A 16,595-nucleotide genomic window follows, 5' to 3' on the forward strand; every position below is an offset into this window, starting at 1 on the left:
GAAAATCAAATGGCAACAAGACTTCAAAAAAACATAAAACAATACTTAAAAGACAATATCGGTATTATCGGGGCATTGCTGATCCTGTGTATTTTCTTATCCGTATTTCCAAAGACCAGCGGCGCCTTCCTGACACATAAGAACATGTTCAATGTGTTAAGGCAGATTTCATCAAACCTGTTTCTGGCATGCGGCATGACCATGGTCATCATTTTGGGAGGCATCGACCTTTCCGTCGGATCTATCATCGCTTTGTCCGGCTGTGTGGCTGCCGGTTGTGTGTCCCGCTATAACCTTCCCATATTTGCAGCTATCATCATTGGTATTCTCATCGGCATGGCAGTGGGCATGATGAATGGTGTGGTCATTTCCAAAACCACCATTCCGCCGTTTATCGTGACCCTTGCTACCATGAACGTGGCAAAGGGCCTGGCATATGTTTATACCGGCGGTTCACCGGTGCGGGTGGTTACAAAGGCATGGCAGTTTCTCGGCGCCGGTTACATCGGAGGAGTTCCAACGCCAGTCATACTTCTGGTATTTGTCCTGATCATAACTGCGGTTATCATGAACAAGACAAAGCTGGGGCGTCATATCTACGCAGTGGGCGGCAATGCCCAGGCGGCGAAATTTTCCGGCATCAGCACAGCCAGGGTAAAGCTTCTGGTTCATACATATTCCGGTATCATGGCCGGTCTTGCCGGCGTGGTATTGGCTTCCCGAATGTACTCCGGGCAGCCAACAGCAGGTGACGGAGCGGAAATGGATGCCATTGCAGCAGTAGTGGTAGGAGGTACTTCCATGGCTGGCGGTTCCGGAAAGATCGGCGGAACCATTATCGGCGGCCTTATTATCGGTGTGTTAAACAACGGGCTGAATCTGATGAATGTCAATTCCTTCTGGCAATATGTAGTAAAGGGCATCGTCATACTCCTGGCTGTATTCATCGACTATTTAAGAAATAAAAAGAAGGATTGAAATCACATCCTTACTAAAAGCGTTTCCTTAACGGAGAGACGCTTTTTGTGATATCCACGAAAGCAATGAGCAGTGCGAAATAGGACAGGGAAAGATTTTCGTTGTGCCTGCACATAAGAAAATCTTTCCCTGTCCTATTTCATAGGGCGAATGCCCGTGAGCGAACGAATCCTCAGGATTCGTTCGCTGCACTGCGGATGTATGATATAATGAAAAAAACCGCATTTGAGGAGTGAAGCACATGAAGATGAGGACAGGACGATTCCTTCTGATCATAGCAATATTGGCTCTTTTGCCCGGATGCAGTAGAAATGAGAAAGGCCCCAGGCAACACGAGGCCCTCCTTTTTGGGGCGACCTATATGACAAGAAATAACCCTTATTTTGACATTCTGAACCAGGGGATCGAAGAAGTGGTTGTAGCCAACGGGGATATCCTTCTCACCAGGGATCCCCTTCAGGACCAGGAGAAACAGAATGAGCAGATTTTGGAATTGATCCATGAGGGAATCTGCATGCTGTTTTTAAATCCTGTGGACTGGGAGGCTGTTACCCCTGCCCTTGACGCATGCAAAGAGGCAGGAGTTGCCGTCATCAATGTGGATACCGTGGTAAAGGACCGGGATTCTGTCATATCCATCATAGAAACGGACAATTATCAGGCAGGGCAGATTTGCGCCTTGGATATGATGAAGAGGAAAAAATCCGCCAATATAATAATCCTGGACAACCCCATACAAATGTCCATCACCTACCGTTCCCAGGGATTTACCGATGCAATTGCAGGCAATGACAATTACCGGGTGGTGTACCGTCATGCAGCTGCCGGGGAAATTGAGGTGTCTTCCAAAGTGATGGAGGAAATTTTGCGTAAAAACATTGACTTTGATGTCATTCTGGGCGGCAATGATCCTACGGCCCTGGGAGCTCTTGCGGCTTTGCAGCAGGCAAGGCGGGAGGAAGGAATCCTGATCTACGGGATCGACGGTTCCCCTGATTTTAAATCGATCCTGGATATGGGCTATGTAACCGGAACCAGCGCACAAAGCCCTAAGTCCATCGGCAGGGTGGCGGCGGAAACGGCTTACCGGTATCTGGCAGGAGAACCGGTGGAAAAATACATAAGCCTGCCCAGCACATTGATTACAAAGGACAATCTTGATAATTACGAAATTGACGGTTGGCAGTAGGTAGGACAAATGGATGCAGAAAAAATCAACAGCCGGATCGGCCTCCTTCAGGTGGGGATTCTGGCCTTAAACATGATCTCGGTCATGGGGATCAGCATATTTATTTACTGGACAATTGAAAAAATCCGCAGGGCGTACGCCGCAAGGGAATTCTTAAACGGGATCCAGGCGGTTGTATGGTATCCTTATGCAAAAATCTGGCTCTGTGCCCTTCTTTTAGGACTGCTGACCTTAAGCATGGTGATTCGTGACCGTTTGTTTCCCAATAACAGCAAGGTCATCCTTACCAGCCTGGTTGCAGATTTTATCATTTGTTTTATGATCATCATTCTTTTAAATTTTAACTATAACGGAATCCTGCTTCTCGTGTTTTCCAATGTCATCATGTATGTGAAGAACGGGAAATCCAGATATATCCTGGCTGCCGTTGCCATCGGAAGCTTTATATTGGCTGACTATGAGCTTTTGTCCATTTCCTACCGTCTGTATTCCATCCAGGATTACATCTCCTATTACAGCGCATCGGTGCAGCAGTACCTTTTAAGCGCATATAACATTTTAATATCCTTAAATGTTATTGTGTTTGTTGTATACTGTGTTAACATCATCAACGAGCAGCAGGGAAATTTAGATGAGATTCATGGACTCAATGAAAAGCTTCAGGAGGTCAATGAGCAGCTTCAAAAGTATTCTCTCATGGCTGAAAAAATGGCTGAAACAAGGGAGAGGAACCGTCTGGCCAGAGAGATACATGACACTTTGGGCCATACCCTGACCGGGATCGCAGCAGGGATCGATGCCTGTCTTGCCATTATCGGGACTTCGCCAGAGCAAACAAAGAAGCAGTTAGAACTGATCTCCAAGGTAACCAGAGATGGGATAAAGGATATCCGCCGCTCGGTGAGCGAATTAAGGCCGGATGCCTTGGAGCGTTTCAGCCTGGAATATGCGATAAACAAAATGGTCACGGATATTAATGCGGTCTCAGAAACCAGGATCTATTTTGATTGCAGGGTCCAGAACTTAAAGTTTGATGAAGATGAGGAAAATGCCATCTACCGTGTGGTTCAGGAAGGGATCACCAATGCCATGCGCCACGGCCATGCCAGGGAGATCTGGATCACTATGAAAAGGGAAAATCAGGACATCCTGATTCAGATTAAGGACAATGGAGTCGGGTGTAAGGAAATGAAAAACGGTTTCGGAACAAAGCACATGAAAGAGCGGATCAGGATGTTAAGCGGAGTTGTGACATTTGACGGAAGCAATGGGTTCATCGTCAATGCAAGAATACCGATTCGGAGGGGGGAGACTTATGATTAAAGTATTGATTGCGGATGATCAGGAATTAATCCGTCAGAGCCTGCAGATCGTGTTAAACAGCAGGCAGGATATGACGGTGACTGATGTGGCCGCAGACGGCCAGGAGGTGATCCGGTGCGTGAGGAAGAACGTGCCGGATGTGATTTTAATGGATGTGAGGATGCCAATGATGGACGGAGTGCAGTGCACAAAGATCATTAAGGAAAGCTATCCCCAGATCAAGATCATTATACTGACCACCTTTGATGATGACGAATACGTATATAACGCGTTAAAATTCGGGGCAAGCGGTTATATGCTGAAAGGGGTTTCCATGGTTGAACTGGTAGGAGCCATTACAACGGTTTTCAATGGCTGGGCAATGATCAATCCGGATATTGCAACAAAGGTACTGCGTTTCTTTTCTCAGATGGCCCAGGCGGATGATACCATATCTGTCCGGGAGAAAAACATGGACGAACTGACCAAAACGGAATGGAAGATCATCGCCCAGGTGGAGAAGGGAGCCAGCAATAAGGAAATAGCAAAGACCTTGAACCTATCTGAGGGAACGGTCCGCAATTACTTGAGTACGATTTTAAACAAACTGGATTTAAGGGACCGCACCCAGCTGGCGATCTGGGCTGTCCAGACCAATGTAAGAAAGCGGATAGAAACTTAGTACGTAAATAGAAGAACAAAGGGGAAGCAGGAATGGGGAAGTGGAGAAAGCGCCTTTGCATGAGTGTCTTACTAGGGGCACTGACTGCAGCGGCCTTAATTTACCGCGATCAGCACAAGGAAACAGTTCTGGAATTCGGCATGTTCACAGGGAGCAACTGGGATGTGGCCAGTGCCAACAGCTATAAGATCATAGACAAAGCGGTGAAACGCTTTGAGGAATCTCACCCCAATGTGAAGATCCATTATTACAGCGGAATCGCCAAGGAAGACTATTCGGAATGGTGCGCCCGTAAGCTTTTGGAAGGGGAGATGCCGGATGTGTTCATGGTTCTGGATTCGGACTTTGACAAGTTCACCTCCCTGGGAGTCATGAAGGATTTAGATGAGCTGATTACAAGGGATGATACTTTTCATAAAGAGGATTTTTTTACCACGGCCTTGAATACGGGGCGTCGCAACGGACGTCAGTATGCTCTTCCCTATGAAACAGTTCCCACTCTCATGTTTGTAAATAAATCTCTGCTGGCAAAGGAGAAAATCCAGATGCCGAGGGAGGACTGGACCTGGGAGGACATGTACGAAATATGCAGGAAGGTGACAAAGGATACGGATAAGGATGGACTTCTGGATCAGTTCGGTACTTATAATTACAGCTGGCGGGATGCGTTTTACACCAGCGGAGGAAAATTATATGACGAAAACCAGGAACAGATTTCCTTTACTGACAGCCGGGTTCTGGACGCAATCAAATATATCAAACGGCTGAATGACCTAAACCAGGGACAGAGTGTTACCCAGGAAGATTTTAATGAGGGAAGGGTTGCGTTTATGCCACTGACCTTTGCGGAATACCGTACCTATAAGACCTATCCATACCGGATCAAAAAGTACACCAGGTTTCAGTGGGACTGCATCACTTTCCCGGCGGGAAGGGAAGGGAAAAACATATCAAAGGTAGATGCTCTGTTGATGGGGATCAACAGCAAGACAAAGCATGAAAGATTGGCATGGGAATTTTTGAAACAGCTGACCTATAGTCCGGAAATGCAGATGGATGTATTTCAGTACTCCCAGGGAGTTCCAGCTTTAAAGAGTGTAGCTTCCTCTAAAGAAGGGGCAAATATCATACAGGAGGACATGGATGAGGGAGAGCAGGTAATCAGCAGCACCCTGCTTTATAATGTCATTGAGGATGGCATCATTGAGTCTAAGCTATTGCAGTACCAGCAGATCATGAATCTGGCCGATGGGGAGGTATCCAAGATTCTGCAGGAAAATAAGAATGTTGACAGCAGCATGAAGATATTTCAGAGGACGGTCAGTAAATATTTGCAGCAGCAGAGATAAATTGGCGTGATGCGTCCCGGCCACTCCGCTAAAGCAGAAGAGTATACCGCAAAGAAACGGTCCTCCTTTTTGTATTGATACCGAAGATAAGGAAACTTAAGTATATTTTCCCTGCCTCGGAAGTGGTCCATGAATCATTGGGGGAAGGCTCCGCATCATATGAACAGTTTCTGTACAGGCTGTCGGAGTCTTTTCCCGAAATGTCACTTGACTGGCGGTATTACAAGGCTGGGAAGGCATGGATTTGCAAAGGCAGCAAACGGAAAAAGAGCTGCCAATTTGCTTCTTCATTGGGTGTCAGCTAAAGTTTACCCTCTTTTTTCTGTTTATCTTTTATATGGTAAGGATAAATGCCAAAATACAGTTGGCTCCATGTTAAATTAAGCTGAAAATTACTTTTGATAGAAAGGTTGATTTTTATATTTACATCCTTGATTTACTGGTTTATAATGACAGATATAATTTTTTTCTAAAGTACTTATCTTTTAATCTAATTCATTATTTTTTATTTTCAATTTTTCAATGAAATCATTTTAAAATCCCATATCATATAATATCTGATTCCCAAGTCATTATCGCTGTATTCCATTCTTGCAACCAAATATCTGAAATGTTATAATTCTTATAACCCGTACTCACGGATATATGTAATGAGCCGGCTTTTCGTAATGATCTGGCTTTGCAGCAATATCGTTATGCTTTTTTGTGCGCACAGGTTATACAGTATCTGACGTGCAAAAACAAAAATACAAGCTTCATTGTGACCTCACAGGTGATGTTCTGCGGAATCCATTTTTCAGCAGGATATCATAAATAATGCCTCCTGTTGTTGATATAGAATTTTAAGAACAATAAGAGGAGGTTTTACAAGTGGAGGAAAGTCTCAAAAGAGAATTATATGCAGCCGGCATAAATGCGGAGTATGATGAACATGCGAAAAAACTATTGGCACAGAAGATTATTCTGGCTCACATTCTTGTAAGCACGGTTTCTGAATTTGCAGAAATGGAGCCTGAACATGTGGTACCTCTTATTGAAGGGGTGCCGGAAGTATCAATGGTTCCCGTAAATCCAGGAGAAACAAACTCTCTGAAAGAAGACTCGGACAATGGTGAAAAGGGAGTTATGCCTGCTATCACCGGGATTAACACAGAGAGCAAGATTCCTTATGAAGGCAGGGTTACTTATGATGTTCATTTCTTCGTCTGGGCCCCGGGAAAAAGGGGTAAGATGAAGATGATACTGGATATTGAGGCTCAGAAAAATTTTTATCCAGGTTACCCAATTGTCACTAGAGGAGTTTTCTATACGTCCCGCATGATTTCAGCTCAGCTGGATACAGAATTTAAAATTCCTAATTATGACGATATTAAAAAGGTGTACTCCATTTGGATCTGCATGAACTCGTCAGAAAGAGTCGGCAACACCATCACGGAGTTTGGAATGAATAAGAGAGAGATTGTAGGAAAGTCTGGTGATTTGGGAAGGTATGATCTGCTCGGCGTTATAATCATTGGTCTTTCGAAGGAACTTGCAGGGGAAAACGACGGATCAAAGCTGCATAGACTCTTAGGAACTTTATTTTCTTCCCATTTATCAGCAAAAGAAAAAGGAGAGATTTTATCAGAAGATTTTAAAATACCAATGGAACCAGATTTAGAAAGGAGGATCAATATTATGTGTAATTTAAGCGAAGCGATTGTTGATGATGCGATTGAAAGGGGCTGGAAAGAAGGACTGGAAAAAGGGATCGAACAAGGGATCGAGCAAGGGATCGAGCAAGGGATCGAGCAAGGGATCGAGCAAGGTATGGAACAGGGACTGGAAAAAGGAATGGAACAGGGAATGGAGCAATTAATTGCCAACTTTTTACATAATGACAATCATGTAAACCAGGCGGTTAAAATGTTGGGAGTGCCGGAAAAAATGGTGCTTTCGGTTGCTCAAAGAGAAGGGATTAAGGTTGTGAGCTAAATATTTTAAGTCTGATTTATGCGGAGAGTTGATTAGAAGTAGTATGACAGGAGGAAAATCATTGAATGATTTTCCTCCTGTCTGTTTGTTCCTGTAGTGTAGTATCTTCAGCCGCTACTTATTATAATGCTTTCTCCACATTATGCTCGAAGAGGTCAGGCCTAGAAGTGCCGAGATGATAAGAAAACCGTAAATTATGATATCATCGGATATGTCATCGCCGGTCTTAGGAAGGCCAGCCGGATGGAGCGTTCCATTCGAACCTACCATATAGCCAAGAGGTACTTCTCCATAAACATCATATAGTTCTTGAGGGGTCATTTCTTCCCTGGGCTTTACGTTGGTCGTTGGTGTGCCTGGTTCGGCAGGATTTATGGGATCCGGCTGTGTTGGATCTGGCTGTTTGGGCTTTACGGAAGGTGTTTTTCCGCCGCCACCGCCGCCGCCAGAGCTGGTGGGTCTGCGGTATGTGTTTGTAAATGCAGCGGTTGAAGTTTCCAGTGTTCGGATAGTGCCTGTGTCTCCTGTCTGGGTGGCAGCGTATCTTTCAGAGGAATAGTTGGCTTCTGTCACCTGATATTTGGTTCCGTCAGGTAATCCGGTAATGGAGATGCTTTCCCCGTCGGCAAGTGAGATCTTATCACCGCTCTTGATGGTTCCGTCAGAGACACCCTTTCCCGTATAGAAGTAGGTACCGCTTGCGTTAAAGGTCACTGTGAAATCAAACTTCTTTTTGGTATCAGCTCCGCTTCCTGCAACTGTCTTGCTGATGGTCAGGCTTCCGGGCAAAATCTTCGTGTTGATGAAGGCAGCCACATGTTCTTCATCTGTCTTAATGGTGCCGGATGAGCCTGTAGAGGCAGTGGAATATCCGTTTGCGGAATAATCTTTTTCAATTACCGAATAGTCCGTGTCCTTTGGAAGTCCGGTTATGATGGCGCTTTGCCCGTCAGAGATAGAAATCGTACCCCCGCTCCTGATGTGTTTTGCCAGGGCATCTCCTGTAATGGTATAGTCATAGGAGCTGTCATCTGGTGTACCGTCCGGTTTTGTAAAGGTAACAGTGAACTCAAATGGACCGGTTTCGTTGCTGTTTCCTGCAACTGTTTTTTTGATAATCAGACTGCCAGGAAGATATTTTGTGTTTAAGAAGGCTGCTGTCTGCACTTTGTCTGTTTCAATTTTACCGGATGAACCAGTGGAGGCAGAGGAGTATCCGCTTGCGGAATAATCTTTTTCGGTTACTGTATAGATCGTATCCTTTGGAAGTCCGGTTATTGTGATGCTTTCATTATGCTTAAGCTGAACCGTTCCAAGACCGCCTGTGATAGTAAGCTGGCCGTTTTCTTTATTACCGGAGCCTATATAGTTGTAAGTGCCGTCTATATTTTGTCCGGTAAGCCTGATTGTGAAATCAAAATCTTTGTTGATATCACCAGCATTGCCATCAACCAGCTTGCGTATGGATAGATTGCCGACTGTGTCCGGTTGGTAGTTTACAACTGTTAGAACCTCACCAGCTGTTTTTCCTGCTACCGTAGTAATGGTTTTATTATTTGAATCCTTTGCAACGGTCACAATATAAATCATATTGTCTGATTCATAGGTGTCAGGGACCGTTGTTTCCTTTAAATAGTAGGTAAATGCAGGATCACCAAAAGCTTTTGGCGCAGGAATCGGGTTGATTCTCAATGTACCATCCGGTCTCAGGATGCTGGTCAAAACAGGGTTTTGCAGTGTTTTATCTGTGTATAATGTAAACACAGCGCCGTTAATGATCTGATTCTGAGTATTAACCTTACGGATGTCAAGGTAGCCATTGCGCACCAAGGTCGCGCTGGCATGAGAACTATCGACTTGATAAGAGGCATTGGTGTCAGTACCATCGATTGAACTGCCCGACACTGAGACCTGATTCTTTAAGGTGCTGCCGACATTACCGGTTACCTCGGTCGTATAAACGATCAGATATAGCTTGCCGTCTGTAGGGGTAAAGGTCAACAGGCGCGAATCTTTATCATACGAGACTCTGTCCTGCAACTGCTCCATGGTTAACACATTTCCTCCTGAGGTTGGAAATGCTCCATTTATCATCTGATCATACTCTGTGATATGGAAAGCGGTAAGATCCAGGGAGCCGTTCCGTTCAAAAGGCAGTTCAAGTCCTACGGGTATTTTATCCGTGATTTTTATATTTTTAAAATCCGGCAAATCATAGGGATTAAATTTAATTGTCCACTCCAGTGGTTCTTTGCCTGTATTTACATTTTTAATCAGGAATTGCGTTGATACTTGAACTGATGTTGTTGTTCCTGGATTCCAGTTATTATCGCCTTCTGCAGTCATCTTGACCGTGTTTACCGCGGTCTGATACGGATCGGTTCTTCCATTTGCATATGATGTCTCCAGATATTTTAAATACTGGTCATCAGAGAGCTGCGCCTTTACTAAAATGTAGTAAGCTTTATCCAGTTTCTTGAACACAAATGCAGCACTTTGGCCTGATATGTCAATGCTTTCTATTATATCAGAATCATCCATGACCAGAGTATCGCTGCTGGTATAAAGCTGATACTTCACATCAGAACTAATGTCAACAAACGACCAGCCAACGGGTAATATATCTGTCACTGTCACCTTGCCCAGTTTTCCGTTTTCAATTTCTGCACCGGTCAGGTCATAGCCTTCCGTATTAATGTTCAGGCGAAATACTGCTGTCTTATCCAGTGAATTAAAGCCGTTTTCGCTATTGCCAACCGTATTTGTTTCCGCTTTAAGAACCTGCTTGCTTAAAACGCTGCTGTTGTAAGTGGTTCCGGCATTTCCGTCGTCTAAATATGCTGTTCCATAATACAGGGAAGCAGTATTGCTAATATATTTGCCAGTATTTGAAGCAAAGATGTTCGGGTCGAGGACCTGTGATTTGAAGTTGTAAGTGTATGCTTTATCGGTATTAAACCCACTGACCACAAGAAGATCACCGACACGGGCAGAGCCTGCCGTAACTGGCTGGATGGTGAAATTCAGACCATTCTTAGTCCAGTTTTCATTCTCAGTCCCGCTTTCATCAACAGCTTTCTGACCATACTTTGGTGTAAGCTTTTTATATTCTCCGCCAACCAAAGTATTTAGGTTTGTGCTGTCCAGATTTACAGAGTTACCGTAAATCAAAAGGTCATATACTTTAAGACTTGCAGGGTCATAAAAGCCTGATTGATTTTTTAAGTCAACGGTTGCCGTCCATTCGATTTGGCGTAAGGCGTAATTCGTTGACACATGACCTTTTGTAAGGCTGTCAATACCAATGCCTGCATCAGCGGAATCCGAAAAGGTTCCATCTTGCATTCCGGTCCAGGTCAAAGCCGCGGTGTTTCGATAGGTTTTGACTGCTCCTACATATGCATCATTTGCAACATCACATACAATCGTCAGCCGAACTTTCTTGCTGGTAGTTCCGGTCAGCGTATACTGTCCGCTTCCGGGTTCAGTTGCATAGGTTGGTACATTGGTCAGCCCATCGCCGGTAGTGAGTTCTGTCCATGTGTCCGCCGCTGATTCATATTCCCATTTCGCTGACTTCCAGCTTAATCCTGCAGGGCTGGTGGGAAGACTATCAGTGATGGTCAAGTCCTGTAAGGGGATCTGATCTTGATTAACGGTGATCGACCATGTAATCGTGCGGTTATTGGGGTTATATGTATCTCCGCTCAGCCCGTCTCCCGGCTTCCCCTCTTTTTTTATCAGAGTTTTTTTCTGAATGTTAATCGGGACTGTATTTGTATTTACCTGCGTATCTTTTCCGAACGTTGCGGTATTGCTGATCGTACCGCCCTTGATCAGCATATCCCCAGGAATCTTCGTGCGGAAGGTGATGATCTGTTCTCCTTTCACATCTCCAAATTCATAGGATAATAGATTACCAGCATCAGGAATGACCTTAGGGTTTGGCTCACTGCCATTGATCATAAACGAATCTTCCACATACTCACCAACATTCGTCAGATTATCCTGGAATGTATAACCAAGTAAAGAAATGTCATTGCCCTTCTTTGCGTTTACTTTGACAGTCCATTCAATTTGTGTCTTGTCATCGGAAAGCCGGCCTGTTTTTATCTGGGTCTGTGTAATTGGAATCTCCGGTGCCTTGACAGTAAACTCCTTTCCTAAAATATAAATATTGTTTTTTGGGTTTTCTTCCGTTACGTCGGTGCCGGTGTATTTCATGGCGGCTCCGAATTCACAGCTGACATTCGATATGCCCGGATCCTTAAGTACCTCACCATTAAAGTCGATCCTTGCCTGATGATTCTCGAAAGTAAGTGTTCCTACTTTTTCTCCATTAAACGTTAAATGAAGTGTTGGTGAACCTACTATTGTTATGCTGTCATCCAGCTTTAAAATTGCAAAGTCTCCATAGCTAACGCACTGGTCAGGATCGATTATGCCATCTCCCTCTACCGGTACATCAAAAGAACCTTCTGCTGTAAAATTCTGCCCGGCAATGATTTCTGTGACAGATGAACCATTCTGCTTGATTGATATGGTTAAATTACCAAGTAATTCTGTTACATCCTTTGGTACCATATCCATAAATTCCGGCAGAAGACTTACTATGCCGGAAGGCACGGAAGCGTTGGAATCTGTGGCTGTGGTTGGTTCGTTCACCTGTTTTTCATCCAATTCTTCTGGCTCATCCGGGATATTGGCTTTTTCCTCTTTCTCAGAAGAATCCGGCTTATGCGCCTGACTGCCGGTAGCGATATTGCCGTGATTACTGATCTCGATTACACTGTCAGAACTTTTATTCAATGGATCCAGTCCTTCGGCCCAAACATTGTTGAGCGGCGAAAACACGTTCAGCACCATCATTAGTACCAACAGCCAGCTTACCAGCCGTCTTTGTTTTCTTATTTTCAATCTCATTCCTCCTTTTGTTACTGCCTTTCATCTGATTTCAGGCATATGCCTGAGAATTACGGCTTTATATTTGTAGTAATTCTTCCGCTGATCGACTTTAGCGTAAAGAATCCTATGAAGATTATATAAAGCTGCATTAACTGACGCTTGAAAGTTTGAAGAAAAAGTTACGGGAAAATAGACAGGAATGAAAAAATATGTAACATTATTTTCCAAAACAGGAAAAGAAGGCATAACAGGTTACACGGAAATAGACAAAAGAGAAAAATCATGTTACAATATTTTCCAGAATATGAAATAGTGGGGGAGCAAGAGATGAAAACCGGTAAATTGCTGGAAGAGCTGATCGTTATTGCACAGACGCCGAAAACAGACTTTGCAATCAGCATGAATATGACTCCTAGTGGATTAAGTAAGATCCTAAAAGGAGGAAGGCTGCCTTTTTTAAAGGAAAAGAGAGCATTCAGCAGGCAGGCTGCCGCTTATTTTGCCGAGATTTTGTATGGCCATGGCTGCTATTTGAAATTTATTCATATCTTTCCGGTCATATATAATTTCAGTTCCAGGTATGAACTGGAAATGTTTCTGGCCTATGCCGTAGAATATGCTTTTGATAAAGATTTTGACGAGGAGAACAATGGAAATCTGGGCTATCCGGACAGGGAAGCCAGTTTTCTGGGGAAAAAGACCATTCTGAATATGTTTTGTGTGCTTGTTTCCGATCATATCATGGAAAATCATGATATTCCCCTTGAGTTTTACAGTACACTTTCTTTCTTTGACCAGTCATATTCCGATATTTTCCAAAGGATAAAAGTATCAGGCTCACGGAAGCGGGAAAAAGCTGCCTTTAACCACTATTTTGATATGTCCGTGATTGAGGCGTCAGCCATCGAACATAATACCGATATTCTTTCCACTATAGTCGGAGCACAGGAGTATGTAGACTTAAATTTATGGCAGATCACAAAGGAAATGAATTGCACCTTTTTACTTTTAAAGGGGCAATTTCTTCTGATCTTCAGTCTGCAGCTGGATAGGATGCCCCTTATGACCTTTGTCAGCCATAAAGGCTATTTAAACGTCTTCTATAATTCACTTGTAAAGAAGGAGGCTAAGAAAATAAGTTATAGTGGAAGGGAAGCAGTAACTGCTTTAGAAGCAGATTCATCGATTCTAACCAGGCTTATGGACATGCATGTGGAAGCCGTATATAATTTCATATCCATTGGTTATTTAATCGGAGAAAAGGATTTGGAGCCTGTGAACGGCAGGGCGGTCTCAAAAAGAGCCATTCTGGAACTTTTTCATAGAATACTGGATAAGGAGACTACTTTTTTCGTGACCGTGGATGCGATGATTGGTTTTTGCTCTACGGGAAAAGTGATTGTACCTCTTTTTGGCGTCGTAGACTTTCCGCCTGAGGAGCGTATCCCATACCTACAAAGGTTTAATACCTTTATTAATGATAAAAGTTCTGATAAAGTCAGGATCGTGAACAGTGAACAGCCGAAAGCGGCAGTATTCTGTTTACAGGGGCTAAATCTGATTTACACGATTGATCATGATTATAAAACTGAAAAAATCCATTGCTTTGAAACGGATCTTTTTAATATGATTTTAAGCAGGGAAACATCAGAAAGTACGATGAAATTACTGGATTTCAGCCCTGACTTATGGCTGGCGTATCTTGATGAGATGTCCGGGAACCTTGGCAGATCTGCTTTATAAAAATACAGGAGGTTCTAAAGGCTTGGGTATAAAGCCTGGAACACATTTTGGTGGCTGCTGAAGATATTATGAAACGGAATAAGATTACCGCGGTAATAATGGAGGTGTAGTCTCTTTTTGCTGATGTCAAAAATTTAGAATTATTAACGTTCAAAAAACCGGTGTCAGGACTCAAATCCTGGCACCGGCTTTTTGAATTAAAAAATCAATATGATGGCTTATCCTTGGTATTCTGACATTTTACCTGAAGTACGTGAACCCGAAATTTGATGAAGTATCTGTTGAATATGAAATTCAGTTTTATTTTCTTTAACGTTTTTGCAAGAATAAGATAAGAATTTTATAGCAGGAAAGTCGGAGAAACCGACAAGCCAAAGACTGCTTAGCAACTACGGGAACAGTGGTGTAGTTTGGAGCAAAAAGACTGCTGTTTATCCATTTATCAATACAAATTGAGAAAAATGGGATAGAGTAATAAAAAAACTTATCGGCCAAAACATGCCGCAGCAACGATTTGTGAAAATTTATACACTGCTTTCAGACTGACAGAAGAAAATCCGACAAGCACAGATACGAAAGAGGAGAAGGATTGTATGGTAAAAAATGAAGAAATTCAGGACATCTGCAGCACCATGACTGTAACGGACCGCATCAGCACAATGCTGATTTGCTTTCATGGAAAAGAAGGGGAAGATTTTTATGGTGAAATCCTTAACTGTTACATAGAAAAGCCTGTCTGCTTTTTTGGTATCGGTGATCTGATTCTTAAATTAGATGAAATGTGCGACTGGATCGGTACCCCTCAAACAACTATGGAACCAAGGTTTCTTAATAAAAAATTGGCTGAGCAGTATGCGCTCAGGACCAGGAGTAAAAATAGAATACCGGAAAAGGCCAGTATTCAGCTGCAGAACAGTATGGTTCTGTATTCACAGGCCAGCCGGGCGAAGAACACGCTCTTAATCAAAATAGAGTTTCGTCAGAATGCCAGCATGCAGGGAAGAGTGATCGGAAAAATAACATCACAAAAGTATATAAGCTTCCGAAGCGCTTTGGAACTGATGCGTATGATAAAAGAAATTGCCATAAAGACAGAGAGCACTTATTGATAAGGCAGTTGTTGATCAGTGCTTTTATGGAATGCTGCCTTCCTTCTGAAATCCCCTGCATCTGCGGTTAATCCAGATGCAGGGGATTTCGTCTAATATCCTTACTTTTTAACATCAAACATAATTCTTTCGCGGTCATCTGTTTTCCCCCATATTCCGGGATTTTCCAGGCTTTCTTTATCCGGTTTCATTGCTATCATGTGATACCGTCTGCACCAAGGGATCGGTAAAATTAAATATGGAAAATGATGTGAAATGTGTTACAATGGCAGAAGCGGAAAAAGGAAATCTACGCAGAGAACGTTTCACCATAGGAGAGGAAAACATGAAAGAAAAAAAGTCAATGATTAATGTTATGATCGATGGGATCTCGGGAATTTTCCTGCCTATTATCAATCTGTTAAGTGCGGCAGGAATATTAAAAGGCATATTGACCATTCTCACCGCTTGTAATATTGTGTCAGGAACAAGTGAGACTTATCTGGTGTTAAATGCCATGGCAGACAGCCTGTTTTATTTTCTGCCTATGGTACTGGCATTTACCGCGGCAAAAAAATTTGGCTGTGACCCATTTACTGCAGTGGTCATCGGCGGAGTGCTTTTGTATCCTTCCCTGACTAAAGTATTTGAGGCTGGCACTAACATATTTTTTGCCGGAATTCCCATGAAGGCTGTTATATATCATTCCGGTGTAATCCCTATCATCCTGGCGGTGGGACTTCTTGTATATGTGGAACGGTTGGTTAATAAAATACTGCCGGATCTGATAAAAGGTTTTTTTGGCCCCTTGATCTGTATTGTGGTCGTTGGACTGGTCACACTGTCTGTATTCGGGCCAATCGGGAATGTAATAGGAGACGGTCTGGCTGCGGCTTATGAATTTGTATATCAGATCAGCCCAATGATTGCCGGTGCAATATTAGGAGCGGTGATCCAGCCGATGGTCATATTTGGTTTTCACTGGAGTTTTGTACTGGTCGCGATGAATAATATTTCTGTAAAAGGCTCTGATACCATACTGGCTTTGATCGGGCCGGCAGTATTTGCCCAGGCTGGTGCGGCGCTTGCGGTGTGTTTGAGAAGTAAGGATAAAAAGTTCCGGTCCCTCTGCTTATCCGCCGTAGTGTCCGCATGTTTCGGAGTTACAGAACCGGCCATGTTCGGCGTAAACCTGCCGTTAAAAAAGCCCATGATTGCAGTATGCATCGGCGGTGGGATAGGAGGAGCCATAGCGGGTTTTTCGGGAGCTCAGGCAATGGCCTTTGCTTTTCCAAGTATGATTACATTACCTGTTTTTCTGGGAAGGGGATTTGGGCTGTTTGTTGTGAGCTGTTTTGCCGGGTTTTTAACCTCATTTTTGCTGA

At 43.5% G+C, this 16,595-nt stretch carries 11 protein-coding genes; 10 read left to right on the top strand and 1 reads right to left on the bottom strand.

What is annotated here, in order from left to right; genetic code table 11:
• Positions 1-9: 9 nt before the first annotated feature.
• The 7 genes from RT269_RS15920 to RT269_RS15945 all read left to right on the top strand — a co-directional run bounded on the left by RT269_RS15920 (position 10) and on the right by RT269_RS15945 (position 7,474).
• Positions 10-978, top strand: coding sequence for an ABC transporter permease (locus tag RT269_RS15920; RefSeq protein ID WP_313183996.1), 969 nt, complete (start codon positions 10-12; stop codon positions 976-978).
• A gap of 241 nt (positions 979-1,219) precedes the next feature.
• Complete coding sequence (locus tag RT269_RS15925) at positions 1,220-2,167, top strand: sugar ABC transporter substrate-binding protein (protein ID WP_313183998.1); 948 nt, start codon at positions 1,220-1,222, stop codon at positions 2,165-2,167.
• A gap of 9 nt (positions 2,168-2,176) precedes the next feature.
• Positions 2,177-3,490: a sensor histidine kinase gene (locus RT269_RS15930; protein ID WP_313184000.1), complete on the top strand. Its 1,314-nt coding sequence runs from the start codon at positions 2,177-2,179 to the stop codon at positions 3,488-3,490.
• Positions 3,483-4,151: a response regulator transcription factor gene (locus tag RT269_RS15935; RefSeq protein ID WP_313184002.1), complete on the top strand. Its 669-nt coding sequence runs from the start codon at positions 3,483-3,485 to the stop codon at positions 4,149-4,151. Before RT269_RS15930 ends, RT269_RS15935 begins: the two co-directional genes overlap by 8 nt.
• A gap of 32 nt (positions 4,152-4,183) precedes the next feature.
• On the top strand, positions 4,184-5,500 hold the full coding sequence (locus RT269_RS15940) for an ABC transporter substrate-binding protein (protein ID WP_313184003.1): 1,317 nt from the start codon (positions 4,184-4,186) through the stop codon (positions 5,498-5,500).
• A gap of 122 nt (positions 5,501-5,622) precedes the next feature.
• A complete protein-coding gene (locus tag RT269_RS30410; RefSeq protein WP_442913823.1) occupies positions 5,623-5,805 on the top strand; it encodes a DUF3788 family protein in 183 nt (60 codons plus the stop codon).
• A 565-nt stretch (positions 5,806-6,370) separates the two neighbouring features.
• Positions 6,371-7,474, top strand: a complete 1,104-nt coding sequence (locus tag RT269_RS15945) for a hypothetical protein (protein ID WP_313184005.1) — start codon at positions 6,371-6,373, stop codon at positions 7,472-7,474.
• Positions 7,475-7,588: 114 nt separating this feature from the next.
• Here the strand turns inward: RT269_RS15945 and RT269_RS15950 are convergent, their stop codons facing one another.
• Positions 7,589-12,391 carry a DUF7601 domain-containing protein gene (locus tag RT269_RS15950; protein WP_313184006.1) on the bottom strand — a complete coding sequence of 1,601 codons (4,803 nt, stop codon included), beginning with the start codon at positions 12,389-12,391 and terminating at the stop codon, positions 7,589-7,591.
• A gap of 315 nt (positions 12,392-12,706) precedes the next feature.
• On the opposite strand from RT269_RS15950, the gene RT269_RS15955 reads away from it, so the two are divergent.
• The 3 genes from RT269_RS15955 to RT269_RS15965 all read left to right on the top strand — a co-directional run.
• Positions 12,707-14,122 carry a hypothetical protein gene (locus tag RT269_RS15955; RefSeq protein WP_313184008.1) on the top strand — a complete coding sequence of 472 codons (1,416 nt, stop codon included), beginning with the start codon at positions 12,707-12,709 and terminating at the stop codon, positions 14,120-14,122.
• A gap of 593 nt (positions 14,123-14,715) precedes the next feature.
• Complete coding sequence (locus tag RT269_RS15960) at positions 14,716-15,231, top strand: hypothetical protein (RefSeq protein ID WP_313184010.1); 516 nt, start codon at positions 14,716-14,718, stop codon at positions 15,229-15,231.
• Between the two features lie 325 nt (positions 15,232-15,556).
• Positions 15,557-16,595: PTS transporter subunit EIIC (locus tag RT269_RS15965; RefSeq protein ID WP_313184012.1), on the top strand; the 1,039-nt coding region annotated here is incomplete at its 3' end.

The sequence above is a fragment of the Lacrimispora sp. genome (assembly GCF_032078915.1).
Taxonomy (GTDB): Bacteria; Bacillota; Clostridia; order Lachnospirales; family Lachnospiraceae; genus Lacrimispora.